This window comes from Ferrimonas balearica DSM 9799, assembly GCF_000148645.1.
In the GTDB taxonomy this organism is placed as follows: Bacteria; Pseudomonadota; Gammaproteobacteria; order Enterobacterales; family Shewanellaceae; genus Ferrimonas; species Ferrimonas balearica.
Genome location: NC_014541.1, coordinates 2,014,672 through 2,039,524 on the forward strand (window position 1 = coordinate 2,014,672; position 24,853 = coordinate 2,039,524).

The following is a 24,853-nucleotide window of genomic DNA, read 5'->3' on the forward strand; positions in this document are numbered from 1 at the left end:
ATAAAAAACCCGGGCCAGGCCCGGGTTGTTCCGTTTTTGCAGGGAACGGAAGCACACGTTCGATTAGGGGAGGAACGTTTGCGTGACAAAGACAATACGCCGATTCACATTCACTCGACAGCGACTCGATCACATTTCCTTACATTTAACCGTGGCTTACACCGCTTCCAGCGCATCGTCCAGGCTGGGGTAGAAGTGCACCACGCCCTCAATCGGTTCCACCTTGGCCTTGGCCAGGGTTTTCAGGGGCTGGAACTGCAGTTCGCAGATCAACAGCCGGGTCCCGTTCTCCTGACAACGCTCAATCAATTTATTGAGGGCTGACAAGCCACCGGCGTCCAGCAGCGCCACGCTGTACATCTGCAATACGATGGTGTGGCAGTCGCGACTGAGCTGGCTGATCTCCCCGAACACGTTGTCGGCGGCGGCGAAAAACAGCGGGCCTTCCACTTTCAGGACGGCGGTGTTTTCCGGCAGCGGGCGTTGCACATAGCGGGGGTCGTCACTGATCTCCCGTACCCGGGTCATCTCTGCCACCTCTTTCATAAACAGCAGGGCAGCAAGGGCAATCCCCACACTGATGGCGATCACCATGTCGAACACCACGGTCAGGCTGAAGCAGATCAGGAACACCAGAATGTCGCTGCGCGGCGCGGTTTTGAGCAGGTGCACCGCTTTGGGGGCTTCACTCATGTTCCAGGCGACCACCAGCAACAGCGCGGCCATGGCGGACATCGGGATGTAAGCCAGCACGCCGGTCAGCGCCACCAGCGCCAGCAATACCACGATGGCGTGGATCATGCCGGACACCGGGCTTTGGCCACCGGCTTTGACGTTGGCAGCCGAGCGCGCAATGGCAGCGGTGGCAGGAATGCCGCCGAAGAAGGGCGCGACAATGTTGCCCAGGCCCTGGCCCAGCAGTTCACTGTTGGCGCTGTGGCGGGTTTTGGTCATGCCATCCAGCACCACTGCACAGAGCAGCGATTCAATCGCACCTAGCATGGCGATGGCAAAAGCTGAGGGCAGCAGCGCCTGCACCAGTGACCAGCTGATGGTCAGGGCCTGGCCATCGGGGCCCGGCTGCAGCCAGGGCCACTGGAACTCCGGCATCACCGGCGGGATGCCAAAGCCGGTGGTGCCATCGGCCAGGGTGTAGCTGAAACGACTGCCGATGGTGTCAACAGCGAGACCGTGCTGGTTCAGGTAGAGGCCAATCAGGCTGCCGATCACCACCGCTGGCAGGTGGGCAGGCACCGGCAGTTTCAGTTTGGGCCAGAGCAGCATGGTGGCGAGGGTCACGCCGGCAACCAGCAGGCTGGGCCAGTGCGCAGTGGGGGCGGCAGCGACCAACGTCGCCACTTTATCCCAATAGTGTTCCGGCATGCTGGCCACATCCAGGCCAAAGAAATCCTTCAGCTGGAGGGTGGCGATCACCACACCGATACCGGCGGTAAAGCCTAAGGTGATCGATTCCGGAATGTATTGGATCAGGCGCCCAAGCCGCAGCAGCGCCATCACCACCAGGATGACGCCGGACATCACCGTGGCCAGCAGCAGGCCTGCCAGCCCGAACTGCTCGGCGATGGGGAACAGCAGCACCACAAACGCGGCGGTGGGGCCGGAGATGCTGAAGCGGGAGCCGCCGGTCAGGGCGATCAGGAAACCGGCGATAACCGCGGTGTAGAGGCCGTACTGGGGCGGCACGCCGCTGGCGATGGCCAACGCCATGGCCAGGGGGATGGCGATGATGCCGACGGTGATGCCGGCCAGCAGATCCTGGCCGAAACGACGACCGTTATAGGGTTCGGCAACGCAAGCTTGAGACAGTGCGTGGCCAACCTTTAGTGAAAACAGGTGAGCTCTATGTGGCACGATGGTAACCCGCAAGAAAAATGGGGGGTAGGCAAGAGCCCGTTATAGTAGTGCACAAAAGCGATCGCCATTGTGAGGCGGATCGCAATTGCACTTGCTGTCACTTTTCTTTGCGGGGGGAGTGTGTTTGGCGGGTGTGATGGCCGTGGCTTTCAAAGAAAACCACGGTTTGCGCCAGTTCACATTGTCGGGTTACTCGGCTTTGCCCTTGGCCAGACGTCGGCTCAGCGCCGGTTGGCTGAGCCCCAGTAGCGCGGCCGCGGCACTTTGGTTGCCGGCGGTGCGGCTCATCGCTTCGGCAATCAACAGGTCACCGACCTGAGCCAGAGTGGGCAGTTCAGCGGGAAACACCAGCCGGTCTGGCACGGTGCTGGGGCTGACATCCCGCACCAGGCTGCTGAAGGGGTCGAGGCACAGGGCGGCTCCTGTGCTGCGACTGACTGCATCGTAGGCCAGCGCTTCCAGTTCCCGGACGTTGCCCGGGAAGGGGTAAGCCTTGAGCAGGGGGAACACCGCTTCGTCGATCTGCAGCGGCGCTTTTTCCAGATCGTCGCAGGCGCGATGGACAAAGTGGCTCAGCAGCAGCGGCAGGTCTGCCGGGCGCTCCCGCAGTGGCGGCAGTTGGATTTGATGGGCCCGCAAGCGGTAGTAAAGGTCCTCTTTCAGGCGGCCCTGTTCAAACAGATCGCTGAGCGGCTGGCTGGCGGCACACACGACCCGGCACTGGCTCTGCAGGCTGCGATCGGAACCCAGCGGGAAGTATTCGCCGGTTTGCACCAGTGTCACCAGTTTGCCCTGGACCTCCGGTGGCAACTCATCGATGCCGTCGATAAACAGCACGCCGTTGCCAGCGCTGCGCACCAATCCTGCTCGATGGCTGTCTGCCCCGGCAAAGGCGCCTTTTACGTGGCCGAACAGGGTGTCGTCCACCGCGGCGGTATTTAGGCTGGCCAGGTGGATCGAGACGAAGGGTTCATCGGGGCAGCTGGTTTGGTGAATCGCCTTGGCAAACAGGTGCTTGCCGGTGCCGGTTTCACCGCATATCGCCATGGGCTGGCGACTGACTGACAGCGCTTCGATGTAGCGGAAGATGTCCAGCATCGACTCGGAGCAGGTCAGAATGTCGGAAAACGCCTGTGGGGTTTTCAGCAGCTTATCGAGGAAGCGGCTGCTGAGGTTGAGGTAGGCCTGTTCCAGGTTGGCGATCTCAAGCGCCCGTTTGACGCTGGCGGCCATGGCCGCCACCTCACCGGTTTTGACGAAAAAGTCGTAGGCGCCTTTGCGCATGCAGCGCACGGCGGTGTCCACTTCGTTCACTCCGGTGACAATGATGACCCGCACCTGAGGGTGCTGGCGGCGGATCTGCTCCAGCAGCATCTCGCCACTGATGTAGGGCATGGTCAGGTCCAGCAGCACCAGGGAGAAGGGGCTTTGACCGAGCCGGTCCATCACCTTGCGGCTGTCGAGACAGGTCTCCAGCAGGGCATCGGGCACCAACCGGTTCAGGGTCATGGTCATGCTGCGAAGCCAGCTGGCTTCGTCATCAACGATCAGGATGGATTTGGTGTGGCTCATGCCAGTTTCTCCGGCGGAAACAGAATGCGGATCCGGGTGCCTTGCCCCGGCGTGGAATCGATGTTCATCTGAGCCTGGTGTTCAGCCAGGATCCGGGCGCAAACTGCCATGCCCAGGCCGGTGCCGCCCTCGGCGCGTCGGGTGGTAAAGAAGGGCTCAATGATGCGGTCGCGAATTTCGGGGCTCATGCCGTGGCCATTGTCCTCCACCTCCAGAAAGGGGCGATCGTCCACGCTGCCGGTGCGGATCCACAACTGTCCGCCTTCGGTAGGCAGGGCATGGCAGGCGTTCTGAATCAGGTTGATCAAGACCTGCTCCATCGCCTGCTGCTGAGCCTGGATCATCGGCAGGGTGGGGCACAGCTCGGTGGTCAGCTGAAACGCCTTGTGCTGGTTGGTGGTGAGGCGCAGCGCGGTCTCCACCACCGCGTTGAGGCTGATGGCCTGGGTCAGGTGTTCGTGGTCCGGCTGAGCGTAGCGCTTCAAATCGCTGACGATGGTGCTGATGCGGCGGGCACTGTCGTGGATGCTTTCATGGCAGTGCTGTAACTCGCTCAGCGCCCGCTGAGGCGGCAGTCCGGCGACTTCCCAGAAGGGATCGTCCTGTTCGTAGGCGTCGCAGGCGGGTTTGAGGTCCGGCAGTGCGTCGGCCAATAGGGCCACCTGTTGCAGGATCAGCCCGGTGGGGTTGTTGATTTCATGGGCCACGCCGGCGGAGAGCTCGCCAAGGCTGGCAAGTCGACTGGCCTTGTCGTTTTCCTGACGCAGCAGAACCTGCTCAGTAATGTCCAGACCCATCACCACCACCTGGCGCTGCAGCAGGGGGTGGCAGCGCAGCTCCCAGTGGCGGCCCTGGTCATCCTGATAGTGCTCCACCGAGGCGGCGCCACTTTTCAGCACCGCAACAATGGCGGCGTCCAGGTCCAGCGGTCCGTTGGCGTTGACCAGTTGGTGTTTGACCGACAGGAACGCCTGGGCCTTATCGTTCCCCCATAATCGGTTGCGCTGGCCATCGTAAAGGCCGATGCCGTGGGGCAGGCCATCCAGTACCGACTGAAACTGGCGGGACAGCAGGGCATAGCCATTCTCCGCCTTGCGGCGGTGGACCAGCTCGTTACGCAGTTCCGAATCCCGCTTCTTCAGGCCACGGCTCATCCGCCAGGTGACGATCATCCCCAGCAGCGAGATGATGGCCACCGCGTAGGCGGCCTGGGTGTAACGACTCTGGGTGGCTTCCAGGTCGACTTTTTCCCGGCCGATTCCCAGCCACTGATTGAGCAGGCGGTCGTACTCACCGCTGATTTTCATCTGCCGCAGCTGTTGGTTGATCTCAGCGATCAGCGCGTCGTTGCCAGCGTAACTGATGAAATTGAAGGAGCCGTAGATCAGGGGGTCAGAAGCGGAGTGGACCCGATCGTACTTGGGCTGCAAGCGCCGTGCGACGTACTGCTCGGCGATCACCAGGTCAACCTGCCCGGCCTGCAGGCGGCGGAACCCGGTTTCATAAAGGTCCACCGGAACGATCTCAAAGGGCCAGTCCTTGTCCGCCAGAAACACATCGACAAAAGAGCCAACCTTAACCGCGATGCGCATCCCGGCCAGCTGGGCCCAGTCGGTGATGTAGGGCTGGGAGGGCAGGGAGTAGGCTTTGGCAAAGGTGGTAAAGATGGGATCAGACTGGGGCAACTGGCGGCGTCGGTCTACCGGGCTGACTGCCACCACAAGATCGATTTCGTGTCGCTCCAGTTTGTCGAGCAGTGTCTGGAAGTTGTGGCGACGGATCTGAACATCCTGGCCCAGGCGTCGGCCGATCCGCAGCGCCAGATCGACGTGCATGCCGGTATCGATGCCATTCTGGCGCCATTCGAACGGGGGAGTGTGGCTGTGTACGCCCACCACAATGGGCTTGGCCAGTGCCAGCCCGGGCAGCAGGGCAAGGCATAAAAACAGAAGACGATTCATGAGGGCAATCATACCGGGGCGGCTGTTAGAGGGATGTTGCCCGGATCGCAAAAAGCCCGACTCAACCAAAGGGCTGAGTCGGGCGCGCGCTAGCTAACCGAAGTTAGAATTTGTAGTGCATGCCGACGGTGAACAGGTTGTCGGTGTCGTCATACAGGGTGGCCGCAGCGGTTTTCACTTCGGCGTCAAATACGCTGTAGTGAGCAAACAGTTTGGTTTGCTTGGACAGGGCGTAGTCCGCACCGACCGCGTAGTTGGTGACTTTGGTGCTGTCGACGGTGGTTTTGTCCAGGCCGTCGAGGCTGCCCATCACTTTACCGATGTAGCCACCGTTACCGGAGTCGTCCTGGCCGTAACGGGCTTTCAGGCTCAGTTTTTCGGTCAGGCCGTAGGCCAGGTCAACGATAAAGCCGTTGCCGTCCAGGTTGTCGAACTCTTTGTCCTGGGTGTTCTGGTACACAGCGCCGATTTTGAAATCGCCCAGTTTGTACTGGCCGGTGGCACGTACCGCTTCGTCACCACCGATGCCGCCGTTGTACGCCACCGCGAAGAAGAAGGGCTGCTTCTTCATCATCTTGTCGCCGTAGCTGACAGTCACGGAGTAGGGGTCAACGCCTTCCGGCGCTTTGCCGCTGGCGTAGTAGTCATCTTCCAGCAGGTAGGAACCGATGAACTGGAAGCCGGCCATGTTGGGGCTGAAGTACATCACCTGGTCGCCGTGGCGGTTGTTACCGGCCAGCAGGCGGTTCATATCGGTGTTGGTCAGGTTGAACTGATCCACTTTACCTTCGGCCAGCATAAAGGCCTGGTCGTGACGACCGAAGATCAGGCGGCCCAGTTGGCTGGAATCCAGACCCAGGTAGGTGTTACGGGAGGAGAAGGGGTCTTTGCCATTGTCCTGATCCATGCCGTTAACCTGGACTTCTGCCTGGTACACCACGTTCAGGGTATCGCTGACGGCGTGGCTGCCGCGCACACCAATCATGGAGAAATCGTTTTCAAGCTGGGTGCCTTCACCGCCGCCCGGGTTAGAGGCAAAACCGGTATCCGCATGGGTCACACTGGCGCGCAGGGCACCATAGAACTGCGGTGCTTCAGCCTGAGCCATCAGGCTGGTGGCAGACAGGGCAACGGCCAATGTAGACAACGCAAATTTGTTCATCATATCCCTCAATCATTTCAATTGTCTGTTTTAAGACAGCGCCAGAGTACTTCTCTGTCGGCTGTTTGGAGACAGCGCCAGAGTAGGCAGGGGAGTGCCCCGGAAATGTGATTTGAACCCCATTTCAATTTGCGCCGCTGAGGCTTGCTCAATTCTGTTAACTGGCTGACAACCCTGGCGTGAAAAAACAAAAAGGTTCCATCGGAGTATGCAAATTTGCATAGTGATGCCGTCGGCGTTATGCGTCCGCGCATAGTGCAAAAATCCTTTTGTGACGGTGTTTTAGTATTTTGTTCTAGTGAGTTTTCTGGCACTGGCAATTGGCGAATAGTGGTCAGGCATTGAAACACCCTGTCCGGCGCAAGGGGCCGAGGCAGGGGGTAACCCTCAGTGGAGAGAGATGATGAAAACACGCTTTACCCTGACCTTGGCCGCGGGCCTTGTGGCTGGTGTACTGGCTGCCCCGACCTTCGCCGCCGATAACCTGGCTGCCTTCCATAACGACATGGGCGGCTGTCAGAACTGCCACAGCGACGCCAACAAGCCGACCGACGACAACCTGACTCATGAGAATGAGCAGTGTCAGAGCTGTCACGGCACCCTGGCGGACGTGGCCGCGACAGAAGAAAACGTGGAACACAGCCCCCACCTGTCTCACCTGCCTGGTGAGCCGGCCTGTACCTCCTGTCACATGGGCCACGAAAAGTCCGTGGTGTACTGCGATTCCTGCCACAGCTTTGACTTCAACATGCCGTTCGAAGGCAAGTGGGAGCGTCATGAGCCCAGCATCAACGAGCTGCTGAAAGCCAACTCCGACATCGAAAAAGCCCTGAAAGCGGCACCGCGCGATACCACTGATATCGTGATCATCGGTTCCGGCGGTGCGGGCCTGTCTGCTGCGGTTGCTGCGCACGACAAAGGCGCCAAAGTGATCGTGCTGGAGAAAGAGCCGCTGGTGGGGGGTAACACCAAACTGGCTGCCGGTGGTATGAACGCCGCGCTGACCAAGCAGCAGAAAGCCAAAGGCATCGAAGACAGCCTGGAGCTGATGACTGAAGACACCATGAAGGGTGGTCGCAACATCAACGATCCGGCCCTGGTTGAGGTGCTGGTGACTCACTCCGCGGGTTCCGTAGACTGGCTGACCGGCCTGGGCGCGGACCTGAACGATGTCGGCCGTATGGGCGGTGCTTCCGTTAACCGTACCCACCGTCCGACCGGCGGTGCTGGCGTGGGTGCCCACGTGGTTCAGGTGCTGTACGACAACGCCGAGAAACGTGAAATCGACATCCGTTTCAACAGCCGTGCTGTTGAGATCCTGGAAGACGACAACGGCCAGGTTCGCGGCGTTCTGGTGAAAGGTGGCCACACTGGCTACTACTGGATCAAAGCGGATGCGGTTGTGGTTGCTACCGGTGGTTTTGCCCGTAACAACGAGCGTGTTGCCTCACTGGATCCGAAGCTGAAAGGCTTTGCTGCCACCAACCACCCGGGCGCAACCGGTGACGGTCTGGACGTAGCGTCCAACGCTGGCGCAGCGATGAAGGATCTGGAGTACATCCAGGCTCACCCGACCCTGTCCGTAGCGGGCGGCGTGATGGTGACCGAAGCGGTTCGTGGTAACGGTGCCATCCTGGTGAACCGTGAAGGTGACCGTTTCGTCAACGAAATCACCACTCGTGACAAAGCCTCTGCCGCCATTCTGGAGCAGACCGGCAAAACCGCATTCCTGATCTTCGATGATTCTGTTCGTCACTCTCTGAAGAAGATTGAGCGTTACATCGAACTGGGCGTAGTGCCGAGCAACTCCAGCCTGAAAGCGCTGGGTGACTCCCTGGGCATCAACGGTGCTGAGCTGGAGAAATCCGTGGCTCGTTACAACGAGTTTGTGGCCGCAGGCAAAGATGGCGACTTCGCTCGTCCGAACATGCCGCGCAGCCTGAACCAGGGTAACTTCTACGCCATTGAAGTGACTCCGGCGGTTCACCACACCATGGGTGGCGTGAAGATCGACAACCACGGTGAAGTGGTCAGCACCGAAGGCAAAGTGATCAAGGGCATGTTCGCTGCCGGTGAAGTGACCGGTGGGGTACACGGTGCCAACCGTCTCGGTGGTAACGCCATCTCCGACATCGTGACCTTCGGTCGCATGGCCGGTGAAAACGCCGCGGCCTTCGTTAAGAAGTAAACGGCAATCCTGACACAGTGTGTTAACGGCCCTTCGGGGCCGTTTTTTTGTTTCAGCCTCAAAGAGTTTTCATTGGCCTGGTAATTGCGTCTGTGTTCGCCATCGGGACGCGATGGGCATCAATGCACCATAACAGGGCGAGCCATCCCGTTCTTCAAGACCACTAAGCGGAGGAAACGGAGCGTGAAGATCGTGGAGTTGAGAACCACCCTGGGCAGGGAGCGTGCGCTGCAAGCATTGCTTGTTGATGCGGTCACCAGTGGGGCGTTAATCGGCTTTTTGCCACCGATCACATCGGCTGAAGCAACAGCATACTGGGCGGATGTTGAGTCCGGGCTTGGTGCAGGCCAACGGAAGCTGTTTGTGGCGCACGAGGGTGGACGTGTCATCGGCGCCGTTCAGTTGTCGCTGTGCCGGAAGGGAAACGGGCGTCACCGCGGTGAGGTGGAAAAGCTGATGGTCAGAACCGATCACCGGGGTCGGGGCATCGCAAGGGCGCTGATGGCCCACCTGGAGCAGGTCGCCCAACAGTGTGGTTTGTTGTTGCTTGTGCTGGACACCCGGCTGGGGGATGTGGCCTCTATGCTTTACCAATCCATTGGGTTTGTGGAAGCGGGCCAGATACCTCACTTTGCCCGCAGCGTAGATGGGCGGTTTGATGCCACCGTGATCTTCTATAAGTTTTTGAACATAAAGCCCATCACCGGGGAGGATAATGCGGTGAAAACCCCGGTGATCTGAATGGGATCTGTGGGACTGGACTCAGTCGACTTTTTATCCAGCGAGGAGGTAGGTATGATGTCGCCTCGTTTGTCTAGGAGGAATCGCGTGCGCGTTCTGATTTCACTGCTGATTTTTCTCGGGTTTTCTGCTCAGGCTGCCATCTATTCGGCCCCGCCGCAGGGCAGCCGGCTGCTCGGTTTCCCGATGGAACACCGAGTGGCTGAAGGCCAGTCGCTGGACCATGTGGCCCAGCAGTACGATATGGGGCTGCTGGCGATGATGGCCGCGAACCCCGGCGTTGATCCCTTTCTGCCGCCCACCGGCAGCACCCTGACCCTGCCGTCGCAGATGCTGCTGCCGGACGTGGAGCGTCGCGGTGTGGTGATCAACCTTGCTGAGCTGCGTCTCTACTATTTTGATAACGCTCGTGGGCGGGTCTACGTCTATCCCATCGGCATCGGCCGGGTAGGGCGTGAAACCCCTCTGGTTAAAACCAAGATCAGCCAACGCATTAAGGATCCGACTTGGACGCCGACGGCCAACACCCGCAAGGAGTGGCTGGAGGAGCGTGGTATCGAGTTGCCTCGTGTGGTGCCCGCCGGACCGGATAACCCCATGGGACATCGGGCATTGCGCCTCTCCTACGGTAATGGCGAATACCTGATCCACGGCACCAACCACGAGTTTGGCATCGGCATGCGGGTCAGCGCCGGCTGCATCCGGATGCGCCCTAACGACATCGAAGAACTGTTCGAGCTGGTGCGGGTGGGGGAACCGGTCCGCATCATCAATGAGCCTATCAAGATTTCAGGTGAACCTAACGGGCTCTACCTGGAGGTGCATGAGCCGCTCAGCAAAAATGAAGAGCTGGATAAGAGCGCCAAGACCCTGGAGCTTTCCGCCGAGCAAGTCAAGGTACTGAGCGCGCCGGAGCTGAACGACAGCAAGATCCAAACCCTGCTGCGTGAACAGCGCGGATTGCCGATGATGGTGAACTGAGTCGCGGCCAAAGCCGGAAAAAACGCATAAAAAAGGGCACCTCAAGGTGCCCTTTTTGCCGGGGAAGAAAGCCCCTATCACTTACGGTAACCGGTGGCCATGTTATCGATGCGAGCGTTAGCGCGAGCGGCTTCGGCTTGGGCATCTTCAGCAGCGGCACGAGCAGCGCGGATATCGCTGTTCATTTGGCTGTGGTCGGCACGCAGTGCGCCAACTTGATCAGACAGAGAGTCCACTTTATTGGACATGGACTGAACCTGAGCTTCCAGCTCAGAAGTGTTGGCACAACCGAAGAGCAGGGCGCTCATGGCAAGACCGATAAACAGTTTAGCTTTCATATCCTCTCCTTAAACCTGACAACGACGGCGCGAACGAGACGACCTGCGTTCGCCGACACAAACGTTGCGCCGTAGAGTATGGCACATTAATTCGCCACCTCAAGGTTGTCACATCCTATAAGTCTTTGCCAACAAAAACTTTTGGCATCAAATTGCGCCGAATCAACGATGAACAGGATCATTCCGTTAACATGGCGTGCCTATACTGGATCGCAGGAGGTGCCCATGAAACCTGTGGTTCTGGCGGTGGTGCTCTCGTTGTTGTTGTTGGTAGTCGGGCTGGTGTGCTGGGGCCAATACAAGCAGCTTACCCATCCCTACGTTCGGCATCAGGTCGGGCAGGTGCCTGAACACCTGAATGACCCCCCTCCGTTGGATGTTCAACGTCACCTGATGCTGACTGAACGCCCCCCGGAAACCGCGTCCTTTCCCATCGCGCTTGGGGAGACCGGCCCGGTGGTGCCGCTTTATGCCGGTGCCCGCCAATACCCCTTCTTCTGCATGACCCACTTTTCCAGTCTTGGCCAACCGCTGGTGGATAACCTCAGTGGGGACGGCGTGCCGGTTTATGCCGAAGATGAGAGCGGGCTGACCGACCAGGTGATTGGCTACGCCCGGGACTGCCAGCTGCCAACCGCCCTCAGTTACTGGTATGTCGATGCCAAGGGCCGGGTTTTGCCATGGAGTGAACAGGTGGATGAGAGCGACATCGCCCTTGTTGACCGGGGCGGTGAAACGGTGCCGGAGCTGTACCGACTCGAAACCGGCACCATCAATCGTTACCCCTATTACATCGCCATGCCCTATCGGCCCGGGGCGGGGCGCACTGATACCCCGGACTGGAATGGTCGCCTGATCTACCAGTTCCATGGCGGCAGCGGCATCGGATTTCGCCAGGGCCGGCTGCGCCCGGCGGGCTTTCTGACCAAGCGCCTGCAGCAGTTGCGTCGCGGCTATGCGGTGATCAGCTCCACCGGCAATAAAACCGCGTACACCTACAACATGCTGCTGGCGGAGGACACCGCACGTCGGGTTAAACGGCAGTTTGTCAGCTTGTACGGCCCGCCCCGTTACACCATTGGCATTGGTGGATCCGGTGGTGGCCTGGCCCAATACCTGATGATGCAAAACGGCAGTGGCGTGATTGATGGTGCGCTGGCGCTCTATGCCTATCCGGATATGTTGAGCCAGACGCTTTATGGCCTCGACTGTGACCTGCTCAACACCTACTACGCGTTTCGGGCTGACCAGCCGGAGCTGTGGCAGAACTTCGACGTGCGTCCTTCGGTAGAGGGCTTGAACGCGGCCGCGGGGTTTGACCAGCGGGCGCCGTTTCTGGAACCGCTGAATCAGCTGCTGCAGGGACGCTGGCCCCGTTGGCCATCCGGCTCCAGTGAGTGCATCAATGGCTGGTTTGGTTTGTCCTCGTTGATCCACAACCCCCACCAGGGCTACATCCGGCCAATGTTTCATGATGACGTGGTGGAGGGACGGCACTGGAGCTACTGGGAGGATCTGCACCAGATCTTTGGGCGTGACGAGGACGGTTTTGCCCGAACCACCTGGGACAATCGCGGCGTGCAGTATGGTCTGGCGGCGTTGCAGCAGGGCCAGTTGTCGGTGCGGGCCTTCCTTCATCTGAATCAGCGCATTGGCGGCTGGGTACCCGCCGGGCAGATGGAAGCGGAAACCCTGTGGGCGCCGTTGGGCAAACTGCTGCCGCTGTGGTTGACGCTGTGGGGCAATCACAACGTGCATGATGGTGAGTTTGCCCGCCGTACCGAAGGCGACCCGGTGGCGATTGAGCGGGCCTATCGCAGCGGTCAGGTGTTTCTCGGCTACAACCCGTTGCCGGTGATCGATCTGCGCCACTATCTGGAAGACCAGCTCGACATGCACCACCTGTCCGCCTCATTTGAAGCCCGCGCCCGGATCCAGCAGTGGCACGGCCATTATGACAACCAGCTTATCTGGGTGGCGGACAAGGCCCACACACCAATGGCTAATGCCTTTGATGCCATGGAGCGGTGGCTGGAGGCGCGCCAGCGGGGTGAAGGCAAACCTGCGGACCTGACTGACCAGTGCTTTGCCGCGGATGGCAGCGTGATTGCGCGGGGCGAAGCGGTGTGGGATGGCCCCTGGAATGGCCGTGAAAGCGGCCACTGTACCGTCGAGTTCCCGGCCTATACCAACGCCCGAATCCAGGCCGGCGGCCCCTGGCTCGGTGCGATATTCCAGTGTCATCGAATTGCGGTGGAGGACGCGTTGGAGGCGGGGCTGTATCAGGATGACCGAATGGCAGCGCACCGGGCGGAGCTTGAGCGGATCTTTCCCGAAGGGGTGTGTGACTATCGTCAGGGCGATGCCGCCAGACCGGCCGACCTGTCACCACAGGCGCTGTCGGCAAGTCTGGCGGTTCGGAAGTCAGGGGATAACGTACAGGGCGATGGTCAGGCAGTGGCAGACCGCGCCGCCGAGTACGAACAGGTGCCAGATCGCGTGGGTATAGGGGAAGCGCTTGGCGGCATAGAATAGGGTGCCGAGGCTGTAGCTCAGGCCACCGGCCAGCAAAAGGATAAAGCCCGCGGTGGGCAGTACGGCGTAGAGTTCTACGATCACCGCGAGGCTGGCCCAGCCCATCGCCAGATAGGTCACCATGGCCAGCTTTTTAAAGCGGTGTACAAACAGAGCTTTGAACAATACGCCCATGGCGGCCAGAACCCAGATAAAGGCCAGCAGCAGGTGTGAGGCGCTGTTGTCCAGGGCGATCAGCATCAAGGGGGTATAGCTGCCGGCGATCAACAGGTAGATGGCGCAGTGATCCAGTCGCTTAAGCACCGCTTTGGCGGGCTCATGCTGGATGCTGTGGTACAGGGTAGAGCAGAGAAACATCAGAATAAGGGTGGCGCCGTAAACGCTGATGGCGGCGATGCCGCTGGCGGGCAACACCGGAATGCCTTTGTTCAGCATCAGAGTTAACCCGACAATGGCGGCGGCGACGCCCAGCCCGTGGGTCACGGCGTTGGCGATCTCTTCGCCGATAGAGTAAGCCCGGATCTGCATAGGGTCGGTAGTTCCATTAGAGTTTTTATTCTGTGCCGTCATCCTAACAGTCCCCCCTTTGGGCGCACAAGTGTTCGCTGAAAAATTCATTGTAGCCATTCAATCAGCATCAGCAGAGTGTTTTGTCGCCCTGGCTTCTGCCAATCGATGTTGTCGTCGGAGATCAGCAGCAGGTACTGTCTGCCATCCCGTTCAAAGGCCGCAATCCCCTCAAAGTTGTCCAGCGCCTGCAGCAACTGGTGGCTGCGGGCCAGCAACAGTGGTCGCCCGCCGGGCCCATCTTCCGCCGTGAAGGCGCCTGCCGGGTAGTGGCTCAGGCCAATGGTGGTGATGCCGCGCTGGTAGTGGCGATGCAGCAATACCACGTCGCCATTTGCCAACTCGGTGGCATCCACCGGGGCGGCGCTGATGGCCAGTGGCAGAGACATCGGTTCAGCGTCCTTCCCCGGTTGCAAACGCCAGGCACGGCGGGATCGATCATCGTGATTATGGGATTTCTCTGAAATGGGCAGCAGCGGCCCGAACGGCCGAACCACGGCGATCGCTTCGATGCCATCGTTTCCTGCCGGATGATAATCGGGCAGAGTAAAACGGGGGATGGCACGACGGCGGTGGCGGTCGAGCTGATACAGCACCGGGCTTTCATCCAGCCCGACCAATATCAGCTCGCCTGCGATCACCATGGATTCGATGTTGTTCAGTCCGATGCCATTTGGGTCGAGGATCTGGCCGTGGTCGCGATATTGAACCCCGGACAGCTCACCCTCCTCAATCTCCACATCAAAGCTCAGCCAATGCCCATCGCGGTCTGAGGTGGCCTGAAAACCGAGATGGCTGCCCAGGTAGACCAGTGTCGACCAGGAGCCGCGGTGGCTGGGCAGGCCCTTTGGCGGGGCCAGGCGCAGGGTGCCCGCATACCGCAGTGACTGGGTGTCCTGGCTGAGTACCTCAAAGTCGGAACGCCAGGGTTCAGCGCGCAGTTCAAACGGCGCTTGCGCGTAGGTCGGCATATGGGCGAGGGCCATCAGCCAGATCAGAGCCAGGCGGCAGCTCATCGCGCGCTCTCCAGGTATTGGTCGCGGGTGATGCCGTAGATCTCCACCTCAAAACCCCGCACCACCTCGTCGCGCCAATAACGCTCCCCCAGTGCCAACGCCAACCGTTTCGACGCCAGGTTATCCGGGTGGATGATGCTGATCACCTCCTGTCGATTGGGGTCAGAAAAGGCCCAGTCCAGCGCCACTCTGGCGGCTTCGCTGGCCAGCCCCTGACCCTGATACTCCCGGGACAGGCACCAGCCGATTTCGAAACCGGGCCAGCCTTCCGGCTGCAGAAAGCCAACCCGGCCGATGCAGGCGCCAGTGGCTTTGTGTTCAACGGCCCAGTGGCCAAACCCTTTCAGTTGCCAGTGCCCCGCCATTACGGCCATATGGCGCCAGGCGTCCTCCCGACTGAGGGTATGGCCACCGAGATAGCGCATCACCTCTTCGTCGCCACATACCTCGGCATAGGCATCAATGTCCTGGTCACGCCATTGGCGCAGGGTCAATCTCGGGGTATCCAGTTCCAGGCTCAAGCCGTCTCTCCTTGCATAGGGTGCGCGGGCGCTATGTTCCATCAGGCTAATAGGTTACCCTGCGGCTCTTTATGACAAAAGCGTAACAACGCTTGGAAAGGGGGCAGGGATGCCGTTTAGAAGCCTGCTGAAATGGGGCCTTGCGCTGGCGTTTCTGGGATTTCTGTTGTGGGTAATCGCCCTCGCCAATCGGGGCGAAGTGGCGCAGTGGTTCGGCATCGTCCGGACACTGCCCTACGGCGATAAGTGGGGTCATATCGGGCTGTATGGCCTGCTGACCTTGTTGTTCAACTGGGCGCTGGGTTGGCGTGCCCTCTCGATTGGGGCCTGGGCGCAATGGGGTACGATTCTGGTGGCGCTGTTCGCGGTGGCAGAAGAGATGACACAGGCGTGGAACCCAAACCGAACCCTGGACATCTGGGACCTTGCTGCAGATGCGGTGGGATTAGTGTTGGCGACCGGGCTCTCCCTGTATCTGGCCCGCCTCAGCGGACCAGCTCGAGGATCTGCTCAGCATTAAGCAGGGATAACCGGCCCTGGGGATAGCCGGCGCCGGTATCCAGCCAGACCCGGTTGCCGTGGCTGCGCAGATTCTGCAGTGGCGTATGTCCCATCACCAATGCATCAATCCCGGGCAGGGGCTCGGGGTATTCCCCTTTGCCCATCTCCCGCAGGACGTCGCGGCTCCACAGGCAGTCAAACTGCTGGAAACGGTTTAACGGGTATTGGCACGCTTCCCGGAAAGCATCCCAGCTGTCGCCGGGGCAGTCGGCGTGAACAACGCCGATGCGGGCGTCCAGCGCCGGGATCTGCACTTCCAGCCCAAAGGGCAGGGCGGGTAACAGCCGTTCCGCCTTTACCATCATCGCTCGTTGCGTTGGCTCGTCGAGGTCGAGGTACCACTTGCCGCCACAGCGCAGCCAGCTGTTCAGGTTCTCCTGATCGCCGGACAGGGCGTCCATCAACATCGCTTCGTGGTTGCCCAGAACGCAGTAGAACCACGGCATCTCCAACAGATCCAGGCAGGCCAGTGAATCCTGGCCACGATCGATCAGGTCACCCACGCAGATCACCCGGTCGCCCATCTCCGGGGCAAAGTTAACCTGATTCAGCAATTGGCTCAGTTGGCGGCGCTCTCCGTGAAGATCGCCGATAAAGAAAGCCCGGCCCTCAACAACGAGGGTGGCAAACTGCCCTTGTGGTGTGGTCAAAACGCCTGTCTCATCACTAACTTCTTGAACTCAGTGTAGCGACAGCCGACGGCGAATCCCAAGCGACGGCATGAATGGGGGTCAGTAATTCCAGTAGAAGGCGAGACGACCGTAGCTGGTCCAATCCCGCGAGGCGTCACGGTAGGCCGCGCTGTCCCCCTGCACACTGAAACTGGCGCCGAAGCCCCGGTAGTGGCCACGGAGGCCGACCGCCCATCCGGCCTGCCAGTGGGCCAGGCTCACATCGGGGGCGTCGTCGGGCCGTGGCCCCTGCAGGGTGATGTCATTGAGGCGGTAGCGCACTTCGCTGCCCGCATAGAGAGTCCAGCCAGCACGTCCCGGCCCGGCAACCGGGCCCTGGCTCCAGTGACGCCCGCGCAGGGCGCCAAGTTCATTGCCCCAGCCCATGCTGAACCCCATGGCGGCCTCACTCTGCAGGTTGCCGCCCTGGATTCGGGGGTGAAGCAGCAGGTCCCAGCCCGTGCTGTCCCAGTCCACCTGATACACCCGTCGACTCTGCAGCCAGGAGAGCTGCATCAGCGGGGTGTTCTCAATCTGCTGGTCCCAGCCATCCGGGGCGGTATTGCCGAGCCATTTATGCACTTGTCGCTGAACCGCCTCAGCACCGGAGGCGGGGCCTATCACCCCAAGGCTGACGCCGTAGTGGTCGGCCCGGTTTTCCGATTCCTGACCGAGCCCCACCGTAGCCAACAGGGTGCCGGCGTAGGGGCGCTCCAGTGAGGACTGATCTTCGGGATCAAGGTCGGAGGGGGTCCACATCTTCTGGCTGAGTTCGCCGTGCCAGTAGACCTGGTGGTCAGGAATGCGACGGGCAAACGGTTTTAGTGGGGCGGGCAGTTCGCTGCCCGGTGCACTGATGTGGCCCAGAAACAGGCCGTTGGTGTAATCGCCATCGGTTTTGACCACGACGTCGTTGTCCATGGCCCAGTAACCACTACTGGCTAACGCGGGTGTGGCGCACAGCCACACCAAAACGCCCGACCCATACTTCATCGCCACTCCTGACTTCTGGGAACTGGGTTCACTGTACGTAACTGAGCAGACGGGTGCAAAAACCGGCCCGCTGGTGACTTTATCTTGTCACCGGAGTGGGATAGGCTGCGCCCAGACGGAACAGAACCAAGACAAGGATTTACATGTCGATTTACCGCCCCCTCAGCGCAGTTGCTGCCGCGCTTGCTCTGCTTTCAGGCTGTGCCAGCCAGGCCCCGGCAGATCCCGAGACCCCGAAGAACATCATCTTTATGATTGGCGACGGGATGGGCCCGGCGTTTACCACCGGGTACCGCTACTATCTCGCCGGTGAGGCGGGCTCCGAAGTGACCCCCACCGTCTTTGACCAACTGTTGGTGGGGATGGCGGCCACCTATCCGGATGACAACACCTGGGTGACCGATTCTGCGGCATCCGCCACGGCACTGGCTGCAGGGGTGAAAAGCTACAATGGCGCCATTGGCGTCGATGGCCAGAAACTGCCGGTGGAGGGGATTTTGGCCAAGGCCCGTAAGCAGGGCTGGTCTACCGGTGTGGTCGCCACCTCTCAGGTCAACCATGCCACACCGGCAGGCTTTGTGGCCCACGTCGCGTCCCGCAAAATGTATGACGCGATTGCGGAGCAGTATGTGCAGCAACGGATCGCGGACAACACCATGCTCGACCTGATCCTCGGTGGCGGTCAGCGCTACTTCTCCCGTGACCCGGGTGGACTGGCGGAGCAGATGGCGGAACAGGGCTACCAGCAGATCTGGTCGATGGAAGATCTGTCCCAGCTCAACCAGTTGCCCGCGATGGGTCTGGTGGCGGATGTGGCGATGCCTCACGCCATCGACAGCGACCAGCCGGAGCGCCTGGTGGCGATGACTGACAAGGCCCTGTCACTGATGTCGAGCCAGGATCAGGGCTTCTTCCTGCTGGTTGAGGGCAGCCAGATTGACTGGTGTGGTCACGCCAACGACATCGCCTGCGCTATGGCGGAGATGCATGACTTTGCCGGTGCGGTAGAGCGGGCCAAAGCCTTTGTGGATGCCAATCCGGACACCCTGCTCGTGATCACTGCTGATCACTCCACCGGGGGGCTGACCCTGGGGGCCAATCGGGTCTACGAATGGAAGCCTGAGGTGATCGCCCAGGTTCATGCCAGCGTTGTTCCGTTGACCCAATCCCTGTTGGCGGCACCGGTGACGGAGCTGTCTGCGCGCTGGTCTGAAAAAGTGGACTTTGCCCTCACTGATACGGAGCTGGCTGCCCTGCAGAAAGCCTATGGCGAGGGCGACAGCCAACTGGGCCGGGCGGTGCTTAAGGTGATCAACGACCGCAGTTTTACCGGCTGGACCACCGGTGGCCACACCGCGGTGGATGTGCCGGTGATGGCATACGGAGCCGGGGCGGAGGCCTTTATCGGTTATCAGGACAATATCGAGATCCCGCAACGGATGATGTCCCTGATGGGCTGGTAAGCCGGAAATCCGTCATCGGACACCATAAAAAAGAGGAAGCCCAGGCTTCCTCTTTTTTGGCGCTCACCCCAGGCAGGGCGTTTCACTGCAGGTTTGCACCTCAACGGTGATGTGGGCCAGTTTGGGCAGATGGCTCAACAACGCTTTGTAGTGCTCCGGCGATTGGGGATGGTGGGTGACCACCGAGACGATCACGCCGTAGTGGTTGCCGGACAGGGGCCAGAGGTGAAGGTCCGCAACGCGGTTATCCCGATCCGCCTCAATGCATTGGCGAACGGTGTCGGCAAGCTTGCTGTCCGGGGTGCGGTCGAGCAGGGCAGGGCCGGTTGCCTTGATCAGGCCCCAACCCCAGCGGGTAATGATCAGCGCGCCGACAATGCCCATCAACGGATCCAGACCCGGCATATCGAAATAGCGTGCGGCCAGCAGAGCGACAATGGCAGTCAGCGAGGTCAAAGCATCGGCGAGCACGTGCAGGTAAGCGGCGTAAAGGTTGTGGTCGTGGTGGCCGTGACCATGATGGTGGTCGTGGTCGTGGTCGTGGTCGTGGTCGTGGTCGTGATGATGGTGGTGATGGTGGTGATCGTGATCCTCCCCCTGATGCAGCAGGAAAGCACAGACCAGATTGATCACCAGACCAATCACCGCCACCAGCAACGCATTGTTGTAGTCGATGGTGACCGGCTCAATCAGGCGTCCGATCGACTCCACTGCCATCAGGACAGCCACAAGCACCAGAGCCAGAGCGCTGGTGTAACCCGCCAACAAATTCACTTTGCCGGCGCCGAAGCTGTAGCGGGGATCGTTGCTGGCTTTTCGGGCAAAGCGATAGGCGAACAGGGTTAAGCCAAAGGCGGCGACGTGGGTACCCATGTGCCAGCCGTCTGCGAGCAGTGCCATAGAGCCGGTCAGATAGCCGGTCACGATTTCGATCACCATCATGGCGGCGGTGATCAGGACGGCGTACCAGGTGCGGGTTTCGTTTTTCTTCTGTTGTTGAGCAAATTGGTGGTTGTGTTGCCACCGGTGCATGGAATGACTGTGCATGGAAGTAGGAATCAGTTGCATTTGATTCCATCAGTTTACGCCACCGTTACCAATTCAAAACGTGAGGCTGTTCACTGATTACGCACCCGGTAACGGCGACCACTGTGGCGCCCGGGGCAGGGGATGCTGATTAAAGTGCTCGGCCAGTAAGTGATAGAGCGCATTGAATCCGTGGTGCAGTGAGATGGGGTCAGTAAAAAAGGCCTCCACACACACCGCAAAGAACTCCGCTTCGCTTTCGGCCCCGTAGGGATCCACCCACACCCCTTGCCAGTGGCCTTTCACTTCGGCCTGCTCCACTGCGATGCAATGGGCCTGGAACGCTTCGGAAAACACCGAGAGCCAGCGCTGGCGCAGCGACGGGGACAGGTTAGGGTGGCCGTTGGCGATGCCGCCATTGGCGATATCCAGCTTATGGGCCAGCTCGTGAATGACCAGGTTGAAGCCGTCCCATTGGCCGCTGTGACTCAGCTCGGTCAGAGTCAGCAGCAACGGGCCTTGTTCCCAGGCTTCACCGGACAACTCCTCCATCCCCTGATGCTCAATGCCATTGTCATCGATGTAGTGGCGTGGGCTGACAAACTCTTCCGGGTAGATCAGCAGTTCGTGGAAGTGACCGTATTGGTCAACGCCGAGCGTCAGAACCGGCAGCGCCGCCTGCAGGCAGATATCGATGCAATCTTCATTGGTGAGGTTGGCGTCCGCCACTGGAGTGAAGCGTTTTTGGTGGAGGAATCGCCAACCGGTTTCAATCAACTGGCGCTGGTCAGCCGGGGAGAGTCCCGAGAGGATCGGCAGTTGATCGATGCGCATTTGCCACCGTTTGACGGTGGTGTCATCCAGATCGGCGAGAAGGCGCTTTTCGCGCCATTGAGTGAACCAGTTCAGCATGGTTGCCAGCCTATCCAAGAGCGAAAAAAAAGGGAACGTCAATCTCAGATCGGACTTGATTTTCTCAAGGGGTGATCTGAGGCATGGATCCCATTTCTCGTGGTGCCTGAGTGGCGGATTTTGGGGTACAGTGCGCCGCCTTCAATGGCCGGTTCCGGGCGGTCATCAATCCCCTGAACAACAAGTGAGCCGTTAGACGTCAGCTTGATCTCGATCACGGTAGACGCCGCCCACTTGCCGGAAAATGCACTATATATTGTGTTTGATGGTGGCTCCCGCACTAGATGTGGGTGCCGCTTTTTGGGCGTTATTACTTTACTTAGGAGTGAAGAGATGGGACCTGTTGTGATTAAGCGGGATGGATGCCGCGTGCCATTTAAACCAGAATTGATCCAGCAAGCGGTACTGCGCGCAGCGACTGCCGCGGGCTGTGATGATCTGGTTTATGCCGCTGGTGTTGCTCAGGCGGTGGCTGCACAACTTGAAGGTGAATCCGAGGTGGCGATCAACCGCATTCAGGATGCGGTTGAGAACCAGCTGATGGAAGGGCCTTACAAAGACCTCGCTCGCTCCTACATCGAGTATCGTCACGATCGCGATCTGGCCCGTGAAAAGGCCAGCCGCCTGAATCAGGAGATCCGTGGTCTGGTTGAGCAGAGCAACTCCGCGCTGCTGAACGAGAACGCCAACAAAGACTCCAAGGTGATCCCGACCCAGCGTGATCTGCTGGCGGGCATCGTGGCCAAGCATTACGCCTGCCGTCATATCCTGCCCCGTGACGTTGTCGAAGCGCATGAAACCGGCCAGATCCACTACCACGATCTGGATTACGCGCCGTTCTTCCCGATGTTCAACTGCATGCTGATCGATCTTAAAGGCATGTTGACCGGCGGCTTTAAGATGGGCAATGCCGAGATCGACACGCCGAAGTCCATCTCCACCGCCACGGCGGTGACCGCGCAGATCATCGCCCAGGTGGCCAGCCACATCTATGGCGGCACCACCATCAACCGCATCGACGAAGTGCTGGCCCCCTACGTGAAGTCCAGCTACGACAAACATCTGGCCATCGGTGAAGAGTGGCAGGTGGCGGATCCGCACGCCTACGCCAATGCACGCACCGAGAAAGAGTGTTACGACGCGTTCCAGTCGCTGGAGTACGAAGTGAACACCCTGCACACCGCCAATGGCCAAACCCCGTTTGTGACCTTCGGTTTTGGCCTGGGTGACAGCTGGGAAGCCCGCCTGATCCAGAAATCGATCCTGAAGAACCGCATTGCGGGTCTGGGCAAGAACAAGAAAACCGCGGTGTTCCCCAAGCTGGTGTTTGCCATTAAGTCTGGCCACAACCAGAAAGCGGGTGACCCCAACTACGACATTAAGCAGCTGGCACTGGAGTGTGCGAGCAAGCGCATGTACCCGGACATCCTCAACTACGACAAAGTGGTCGAGGTGACCGGTTCGTTCAAGAACCCGATGGGTTGCCGCTCCTTCCTTGGCGCTTTCGAAAAAGATGGCGAACTGGAACACGAAGGCCGCAACAACCTGGGCGTGGTTTCCCTGAACCTGCCGCGCATCGCCATCGAGGCTCAGGGCGACGAAGCGCGCTTCTACGCCATTCTGGATGAGCGTCTGGCCATTGCCCGTAAGGCACTGATGACCCGCATCGACCGCCTCGAAGGGGTTAAGGCGCGGGTGGCACCGATCCTCTATATGGAAGGGGCCTGTGGCGTGCGTCTGAAAGCCGACGACAATGTGGCGGAGATCTTTAAGAACGGCCGCGCGTCCATCTCCCTGGGCTACATCGGCCTGCACGAGACCATCAACGCGCTGTTTGGTGATGCCACCCACGTTTACGACAGCGAGCAGCTGCGTGACAAAGCGCTGGATGTGGTGCGGTACCTGAAGAAAGCGGTTGAGCAGTGGAAAGCGGAAACCGGTTACGGATTCAGCCTCTACAGCACCCCGAGCGAAAACCTGTGCACCCGTTTCTGCAGCATCGACACCAAGGCGTTTGGCCTGATTGATGGTGTGACTGAGAAGGGCTACTACACCAACAGCTTCCACCTCGACGTGGAGAAGAAGGTGAACCCGTACGACAAGATCGATTTCGAGATGCCGTACCCGGCGATCACCTCAGGCGGCTTTATCAGCTACGGTGAGTACCCCAACATGCAGCACAACGTTGAGGCGCTGGAGAACGTGTGGGACTACAGCTACGAGCGGGTTCCCTACTACGGCACCAACACCCCGATCGACGAGTGTTACGAGTGCCACTACACCGGTGAGTTCGAGTGCACCAGCAAAGGCTTTGTCTGCCCGAGCTGTGGCAACCATGACCCCGCCAAGGTGTCGGTAACCCGTCGTGTCTGTGGTTACCTTGGCAGTCCCGATGCGCGTCCGTTTAATGCGGGTAAGCAGGAAGAAGTGAAACGTCGGGTTAAGCACATGTAATCCGAATCAGGCCCTGATCCCCTCAGGGCCTGTTGTCGTCTGAGAAACGCCTTATGAACTACCACGCGTATTATCCAGTGGATGTGGTCAACGGCCCGGGCACCCGGGTGACCCTGTTTGTTTCCGGCTGCGAGCACCAGTGTCGCGGCTGCTATAACCAGAGCACCTGGCGCCTGGATTCCGGCCACCCCTTCGATGCCGCCATGGCGGATCGGGTGCTGGCGGATCTGACCGACAGTCGCATCCCTAAGCGCGGCCTTTCCCTGTCCGGCGGCGATCCGTTGCATCCGGCCAACCTGCCCGATGTGCTGGCACTGGTGCGGCGGGTACGCGCAGAAGCGCCGGATAAGGACATCTGGGCCTGGACCGGTTACACCCTGGAACAGCTCAGTGAGGCACAGCAGGCGCTGGTGGCTGAACTGGACGTACTGATTGACGGCAAGTTTGAAGAGAGCCTGAAAGACGCCAACCTGGTCTGGCGCGGCAGCAGCAATCAGCGGATCCACCGCTTCGAGCGGTGAACAAACCGCAACTGGCGCTAAAAACGGCAGTTGAAACGGTCGCTTATTGCTGACGGATCGCCCAGCCACTATGCTGGGCGGCCGTGTTCATTCGTGTTTGTTGAGTGCCACACATCATGAAAACCGCCTTAGTGGTGGGCGCTACCGGCGCCACCGGCAGTGCACTGGTTAACGCCCTGCTGACCAGTGACCAATACCGTGCCATCCACCTTGTGAGCCGTCGAACCACCCATTGGCGTCACCGCGAGGTAATTCGCGAGCATATCCTTCCCCTCAGTCGCATCGGCGATCTGACCACCCCCTACGCCATTGACGAGGTCTACTGCTGCCTCGGCACCACCATGAAAACCGCCGGTTCCAAGGCCGCGTTTCGTGCCGTGGATTACGGCGCCGTGGTGGCATTGGGCCAATGGGCCAAAGAGAACGGAGTGGGGCAGCTTCATGTGATCAGCTCCAAAGGCGCCAACGCGGGTTCCCGTAACTTCTACCTGCGCACCAAGGGTGAGATGGAGCAGGCGCTGTCGGCGTTGGACCTGCCCGCCCTGTACCTGTATCGCCCCTCGCTGCTCAGTGGTGAGCGTATCGACGACCGCCGTGGTGAGCGATTCGGTGAATTTATCTTGAACCGTTTGACCTGGCTGCCGGGCAGCGCCAAATGGCGTCCGGTGCCGATTGATACGCTGGCGCAGGCGATGATTGAACGTGCCCACCGCCATGAGGGTAAGGGTCGATTCCGGATTGAGTCGGAGCAAATCCTTCAGCTTGATTCAACAGCTTCCGAGTAAAAAACAAACA

21 protein-coding genes are annotated in these 24,853 nt (G+C 59.9%); 9 read left to right on the forward strand and 12 right to left on the reverse strand.

All coding sequences use genetic code 11. From position 1 onward, the window contains the following. Positions 1–156: 156 nt before the first annotated feature. The 4 genes from dauA to FBAL_RS09140 form a co-directional block, all read right to left on the reverse strand. Positions 157–1,872 carry a C4-dicarboxylic acid transporter DauA gene (gene dauA / locus FBAL_RS09125; RefSeq protein WP_013345311.1) on the reverse strand — a complete coding sequence of 572 codons (1,716 nt, stop codon included), beginning with the start codon at positions 1,870–1,872 and terminating at the stop codon, positions 157–159. A gap of 192 nt (positions 1,873–2,064) precedes the next feature. Beyond that, the gene (locus FBAL_RS09130) at positions 2,065–3,447 is read right to left on the reverse strand and encodes a sigma-54-dependent transcriptional regulator (protein ID WP_013345312.1); all 1,383 of its coding nucleotides are present in this window, start codon (positions 3,445–3,447) and stop codon (positions 2,065–2,067) included. After that, complete coding sequence (locus FBAL_RS09135; RefSeq protein ID WP_041251247.1) at positions 3,444–5,408, reverse strand: ATP-binding protein; 1,965 nt, start codon at positions 5,406–5,408, stop codon at positions 3,444–3,446. Before FBAL_RS09135 ends, FBAL_RS09130 begins: the two co-directional genes overlap by 4 nt. A gap of 103 nt (positions 5,409–5,511) precedes the next feature. Then, on the reverse strand, positions 5,512–6,573 hold the full coding sequence (locus FBAL_RS09140; RefSeq protein WP_083771199.1) for a porin: 1,062 nt from the start codon (positions 6,571–6,573) through the stop codon (positions 5,512–5,514). A gap of 397 nt (positions 6,574–6,970) precedes the next feature. Between FBAL_RS09140 and FBAL_RS09145 the strand changes: the two genes are divergently transcribed. The 3 genes from FBAL_RS09145 to FBAL_RS09155 all read left to right on the forward strand — a co-directional run bounded on the left by FBAL_RS09145 (position 6,971) and on the right by FBAL_RS09155 (position 10,480). Beyond that, on the forward strand, positions 6,971–8,758 hold the full coding sequence (locus FBAL_RS09145) for a flavocytochrome c (protein WP_041251248.1): 1,788 nt from the start codon (positions 6,971–6,973) through the stop codon (positions 8,756–8,758). Between the two features lie 183 nt (positions 8,759–8,941). After that, positions 8,942–9,499, forward strand: a complete 558-nt coding sequence (locus FBAL_RS09150; protein WP_013345316.1) for a GNAT family N-acetyltransferase — start codon at positions 8,942–8,944, stop codon at positions 9,497–9,499. A gap of 87 nt (positions 9,500–9,586) precedes the next feature. Then, positions 9,587–10,480 carry a L,D-transpeptidase family protein gene (locus FBAL_RS09155; protein WP_245544387.1) on the forward strand — a complete coding sequence of 298 codons (894 nt, stop codon included), beginning with the start codon at positions 9,587–9,589 and terminating at the stop codon, positions 10,478–10,480. Positions 10,481–10,557: 77 nt separating this feature from the next. On the opposite strand, the gene FBAL_RS09160 is transcribed toward FBAL_RS09155, so the two are convergent. After that, positions 10,558–10,818 carry an Lpp/OprI family alanine-zipper lipoprotein gene (locus FBAL_RS09160; protein WP_013345318.1) on the reverse strand — a complete coding sequence of 87 codons (261 nt, stop codon included), beginning with the start codon at positions 10,816–10,818 and terminating at the stop codon, positions 10,558–10,560. Positions 10,819–11,043: 225 nt separating this feature from the next. Here FBAL_RS09160 and FBAL_RS09165 point away from each other — a divergent pair, with 225 nt between their 5' ends. Next, complete coding sequence (locus FBAL_RS09165) at positions 11,044–13,353, forward strand: DUF6351 family protein (RefSeq protein WP_013345319.1); 2,310 nt, start codon at positions 11,044–11,046, stop codon at positions 13,351–13,353. Here FBAL_RS09165 and trhA read toward each other — a convergent pair. The 3 genes from trhA to FBAL_RS09180 form a co-directional block, all read right to left on the reverse strand. After that, a complete protein-coding gene (gene trhA / locus FBAL_RS09170; RefSeq protein WP_233537686.1) occupies positions 13,243–13,881 on the reverse strand; it encodes a PAQR family membrane homeostasis protein TrhA in 639 nt (212 codons plus the stop codon). The two genes, FBAL_RS09165 and trhA, sit on opposite strands and share 111 nt — an antisense overlap. Before the next feature lie 86 nt (positions 13,882–13,967). After that, the gene (locus FBAL_RS09175; RefSeq protein ID WP_013345321.1) at positions 13,968–14,936 is read right to left on the reverse strand and encodes an esterase-like activity of phytase family protein; all 969 of its coding nucleotides are present in this window, start codon (positions 14,934–14,936) and stop codon (positions 13,968–13,970) included. Next, positions 14,933–15,457: a GNAT family N-acetyltransferase gene (locus FBAL_RS09180; RefSeq protein ID WP_013345322.1), complete on the reverse strand. Its 525-nt coding sequence runs from the start codon at positions 15,455–15,457 to the stop codon at positions 14,933–14,935. Before FBAL_RS09180 ends, FBAL_RS09175 begins: the two co-directional genes overlap by 4 nt. A gap of 109 nt (positions 15,458–15,566) precedes the next feature. Here FBAL_RS09180 and FBAL_RS09185 point away from each other — a divergent pair, with 109 nt between their 5' ends. Beyond that, the gene (locus tag FBAL_RS09185) at positions 15,567–15,977 is read left to right on the forward strand and encodes a VanZ family protein (RefSeq protein ID WP_013345323.1); all 411 of its coding nucleotides are present in this window, start codon (positions 15,567–15,569) and stop codon (positions 15,975–15,977) included. Here FBAL_RS09185 and FBAL_RS09190 read toward each other — a convergent pair. Next, positions 15,943–16,668 carry a metallophosphoesterase gene (locus FBAL_RS09190; protein ID WP_013345324.1) on the reverse strand — a complete coding sequence of 242 codons (726 nt, stop codon included), beginning with the start codon at positions 16,666–16,668 and terminating at the stop codon, positions 15,943–15,945. The genes FBAL_RS09185 and FBAL_RS09190 overlap by 35 nt on opposite strands. An 81-nt stretch (positions 16,669–16,749) precedes the next feature. Continuing rightward, entirely contained in the window at positions 16,750–17,682 is a 933-nt protein-coding gene (locus tag FBAL_RS09195; RefSeq protein ID WP_013345325.1) for a lipid A deacylase LpxR family protein, read from the reverse strand. 143 nt (positions 17,683–17,825) lie between these two features. Between FBAL_RS09195 and FBAL_RS09200 the strand changes: the two genes are divergently transcribed. Further along, positions 17,826–19,145: an alkaline phosphatase gene (locus FBAL_RS09200; protein ID WP_013345326.1), complete on the forward strand. Its 1,320-nt coding sequence runs from the start codon at positions 17,826–17,828 to the stop codon at positions 19,143–19,145. Between the two features lie 63 nt (positions 19,146–19,208). On the opposite strand, the gene dmeF is transcribed toward FBAL_RS09200, so the two are convergent. Together dmeF and FBAL_RS09210 are read right to left on the reverse strand one after the other, a co-directional pair. After that, a complete protein-coding gene (dmeF, locus tag FBAL_RS09205; protein ID WP_013345327.1) occupies positions 19,209–20,213 on the reverse strand; it encodes a CDF family Co(II)/Ni(II) efflux transporter DmeF in 1,005 nt (334 codons plus the stop codon). A gap of 57 nt (positions 20,214–20,270) precedes the next feature. After that, entirely contained in the window at positions 20,271–21,083 is an 813-nt protein-coding gene (locus FBAL_RS09210) for a M90 family metallopeptidase (RefSeq protein ID WP_013345328.1), read from the reverse strand. Between the two features lie 333 nt (positions 21,084–21,416). Between FBAL_RS09210 and nrdD the strand changes: the two genes are divergently transcribed. The 3 genes from nrdD (at position 21,417) to FBAL_RS09225 (ending at position 24,843) form a co-directional block, all read left to right on the forward strand. Next, positions 21,417–23,537, forward strand: a complete 2,121-nt coding sequence (gene nrdD, locus FBAL_RS09215) for an anaerobic ribonucleoside-triphosphate reductase (RefSeq protein ID WP_013345329.1) — start codon at positions 21,417–21,419, stop codon at positions 23,535–23,537. Positions 23,538–23,590: 53 nt separating this feature from the next. Further along, entirely contained in the window at positions 23,591–24,058 is a 468-nt protein-coding gene (nrdG, locus tag FBAL_RS09220; RefSeq protein ID WP_013345330.1) for an anaerobic ribonucleoside-triphosphate reductase-activating protein, read from the forward strand. 116 nt (positions 24,059–24,174) lie between these two features. Beyond that, the gene (locus FBAL_RS09225) at positions 24,175–24,843 is read left to right on the forward strand and encodes an NAD-dependent epimerase/dehydratase family protein (RefSeq protein WP_013345331.1); all 669 of its coding nucleotides are present in this window, start codon (positions 24,175–24,177) and stop codon (positions 24,841–24,843) included. The last annotated feature ends 10 nt before the right edge of the window (positions 24,844–24,853 follow it).

Coding starts and splice junctions, on each gene's coding strand:
- trhA (WP_233537686.1), bottom strand. CDS start 13,881: ATGCAGATCCGGGCTTACTCTATCGGCGAAGAGATCGCCAACGCCGTG.
- FBAL_RS09160 (WP_013345318.1), bottom strand. CDS start 10,818: ATGAAAGCTAAACTGTTTATCGGTCTTGCCATGAGCGCCCTGCTCTTC.
- FBAL_RS09140 (WP_083771199.1), bottom strand. CDS start 6,573: ATGATGAACAAATTTGCGTTGTCTACATTGGCCGTTGCCCTGTCTGCC.
- dmeF (WP_013345327.1), bottom strand. CDS start 20,213: ATGCAACTGATTCCTACTTCCATGCACAGTCATTCCATGCACCGGTGG.
- FBAL_RS09165 (WP_013345319.1), top strand. CDS start 11,044: ATGAAACCTGTGGTTCTGGCGGTGGTGCTCTCGTTGTTGTTGTTGGTA.
- FBAL_RS09195 (WP_013345325.1), bottom strand. CDS start 17,682: ATGAAGTATGGGTCGGGCGTTTTGGTGTGGCTGTGCGCCACACCCGCG.
- FBAL_RS09145 (WP_041251248.1), top strand. CDS start 6,971: ATGATGAAAACACGCTTTACCCTGACCTTGGCCGCGGGCCTTGTGGCT.
- FBAL_RS09210 (WP_013345328.1), bottom strand. CDS start 21,083: ATGCTGAACTGGTTCACTCAATGGCGCGAAAAGCGCCTTCTCGCCGAT.
- FBAL_RS09130 (WP_013345312.1), bottom strand. CDS start 3,447: ATGAGCCACACCAAATCCATCCTGATCGTTGATGACGAAGCCAGCTGG.
- nrdD (WP_013345329.1), top strand. CDS start 21,417: ATGGGACCTGTTGTGATTAAGCGGGATGGATGCCGCGTGCCATTTAAA.
- nrdG (WP_013345330.1), top strand. CDS start 23,591: ATGAACTACCACGCGTATTATCCAGTGGATGTGGTCAACGGCCCGGGC.
- FBAL_RS09200 (WP_013345326.1), top strand. CDS start 17,826: ATGTCGATTTACCGCCCCCTCAGCGCAGTTGCTGCCGCGCTTGCTCTG.
- FBAL_RS09175 (WP_013345321.1), bottom strand. CDS start 14,936: ATGAGCTGCCGCCTGGCTCTGATCTGGCTGATGGCCCTCGCCCATATG.
- FBAL_RS09135 (WP_041251247.1), bottom strand. CDS start 5,408: ATGAATCGTCTTCTGTTTTTATGCCTTGCCCTGCTGCCCGGGCTGGCA.
- FBAL_RS09225 (WP_013345331.1), top strand. CDS start 24,175: ATGAAAACCGCCTTAGTGGTGGGCGCTACCGGCGCCACCGGCAGTGCA.
- FBAL_RS09185 (WP_013345323.1), top strand. CDS start 15,567: ATGCCGTTTAGAAGCCTGCTGAAATGGGGCCTTGCGCTGGCGTTTCTG.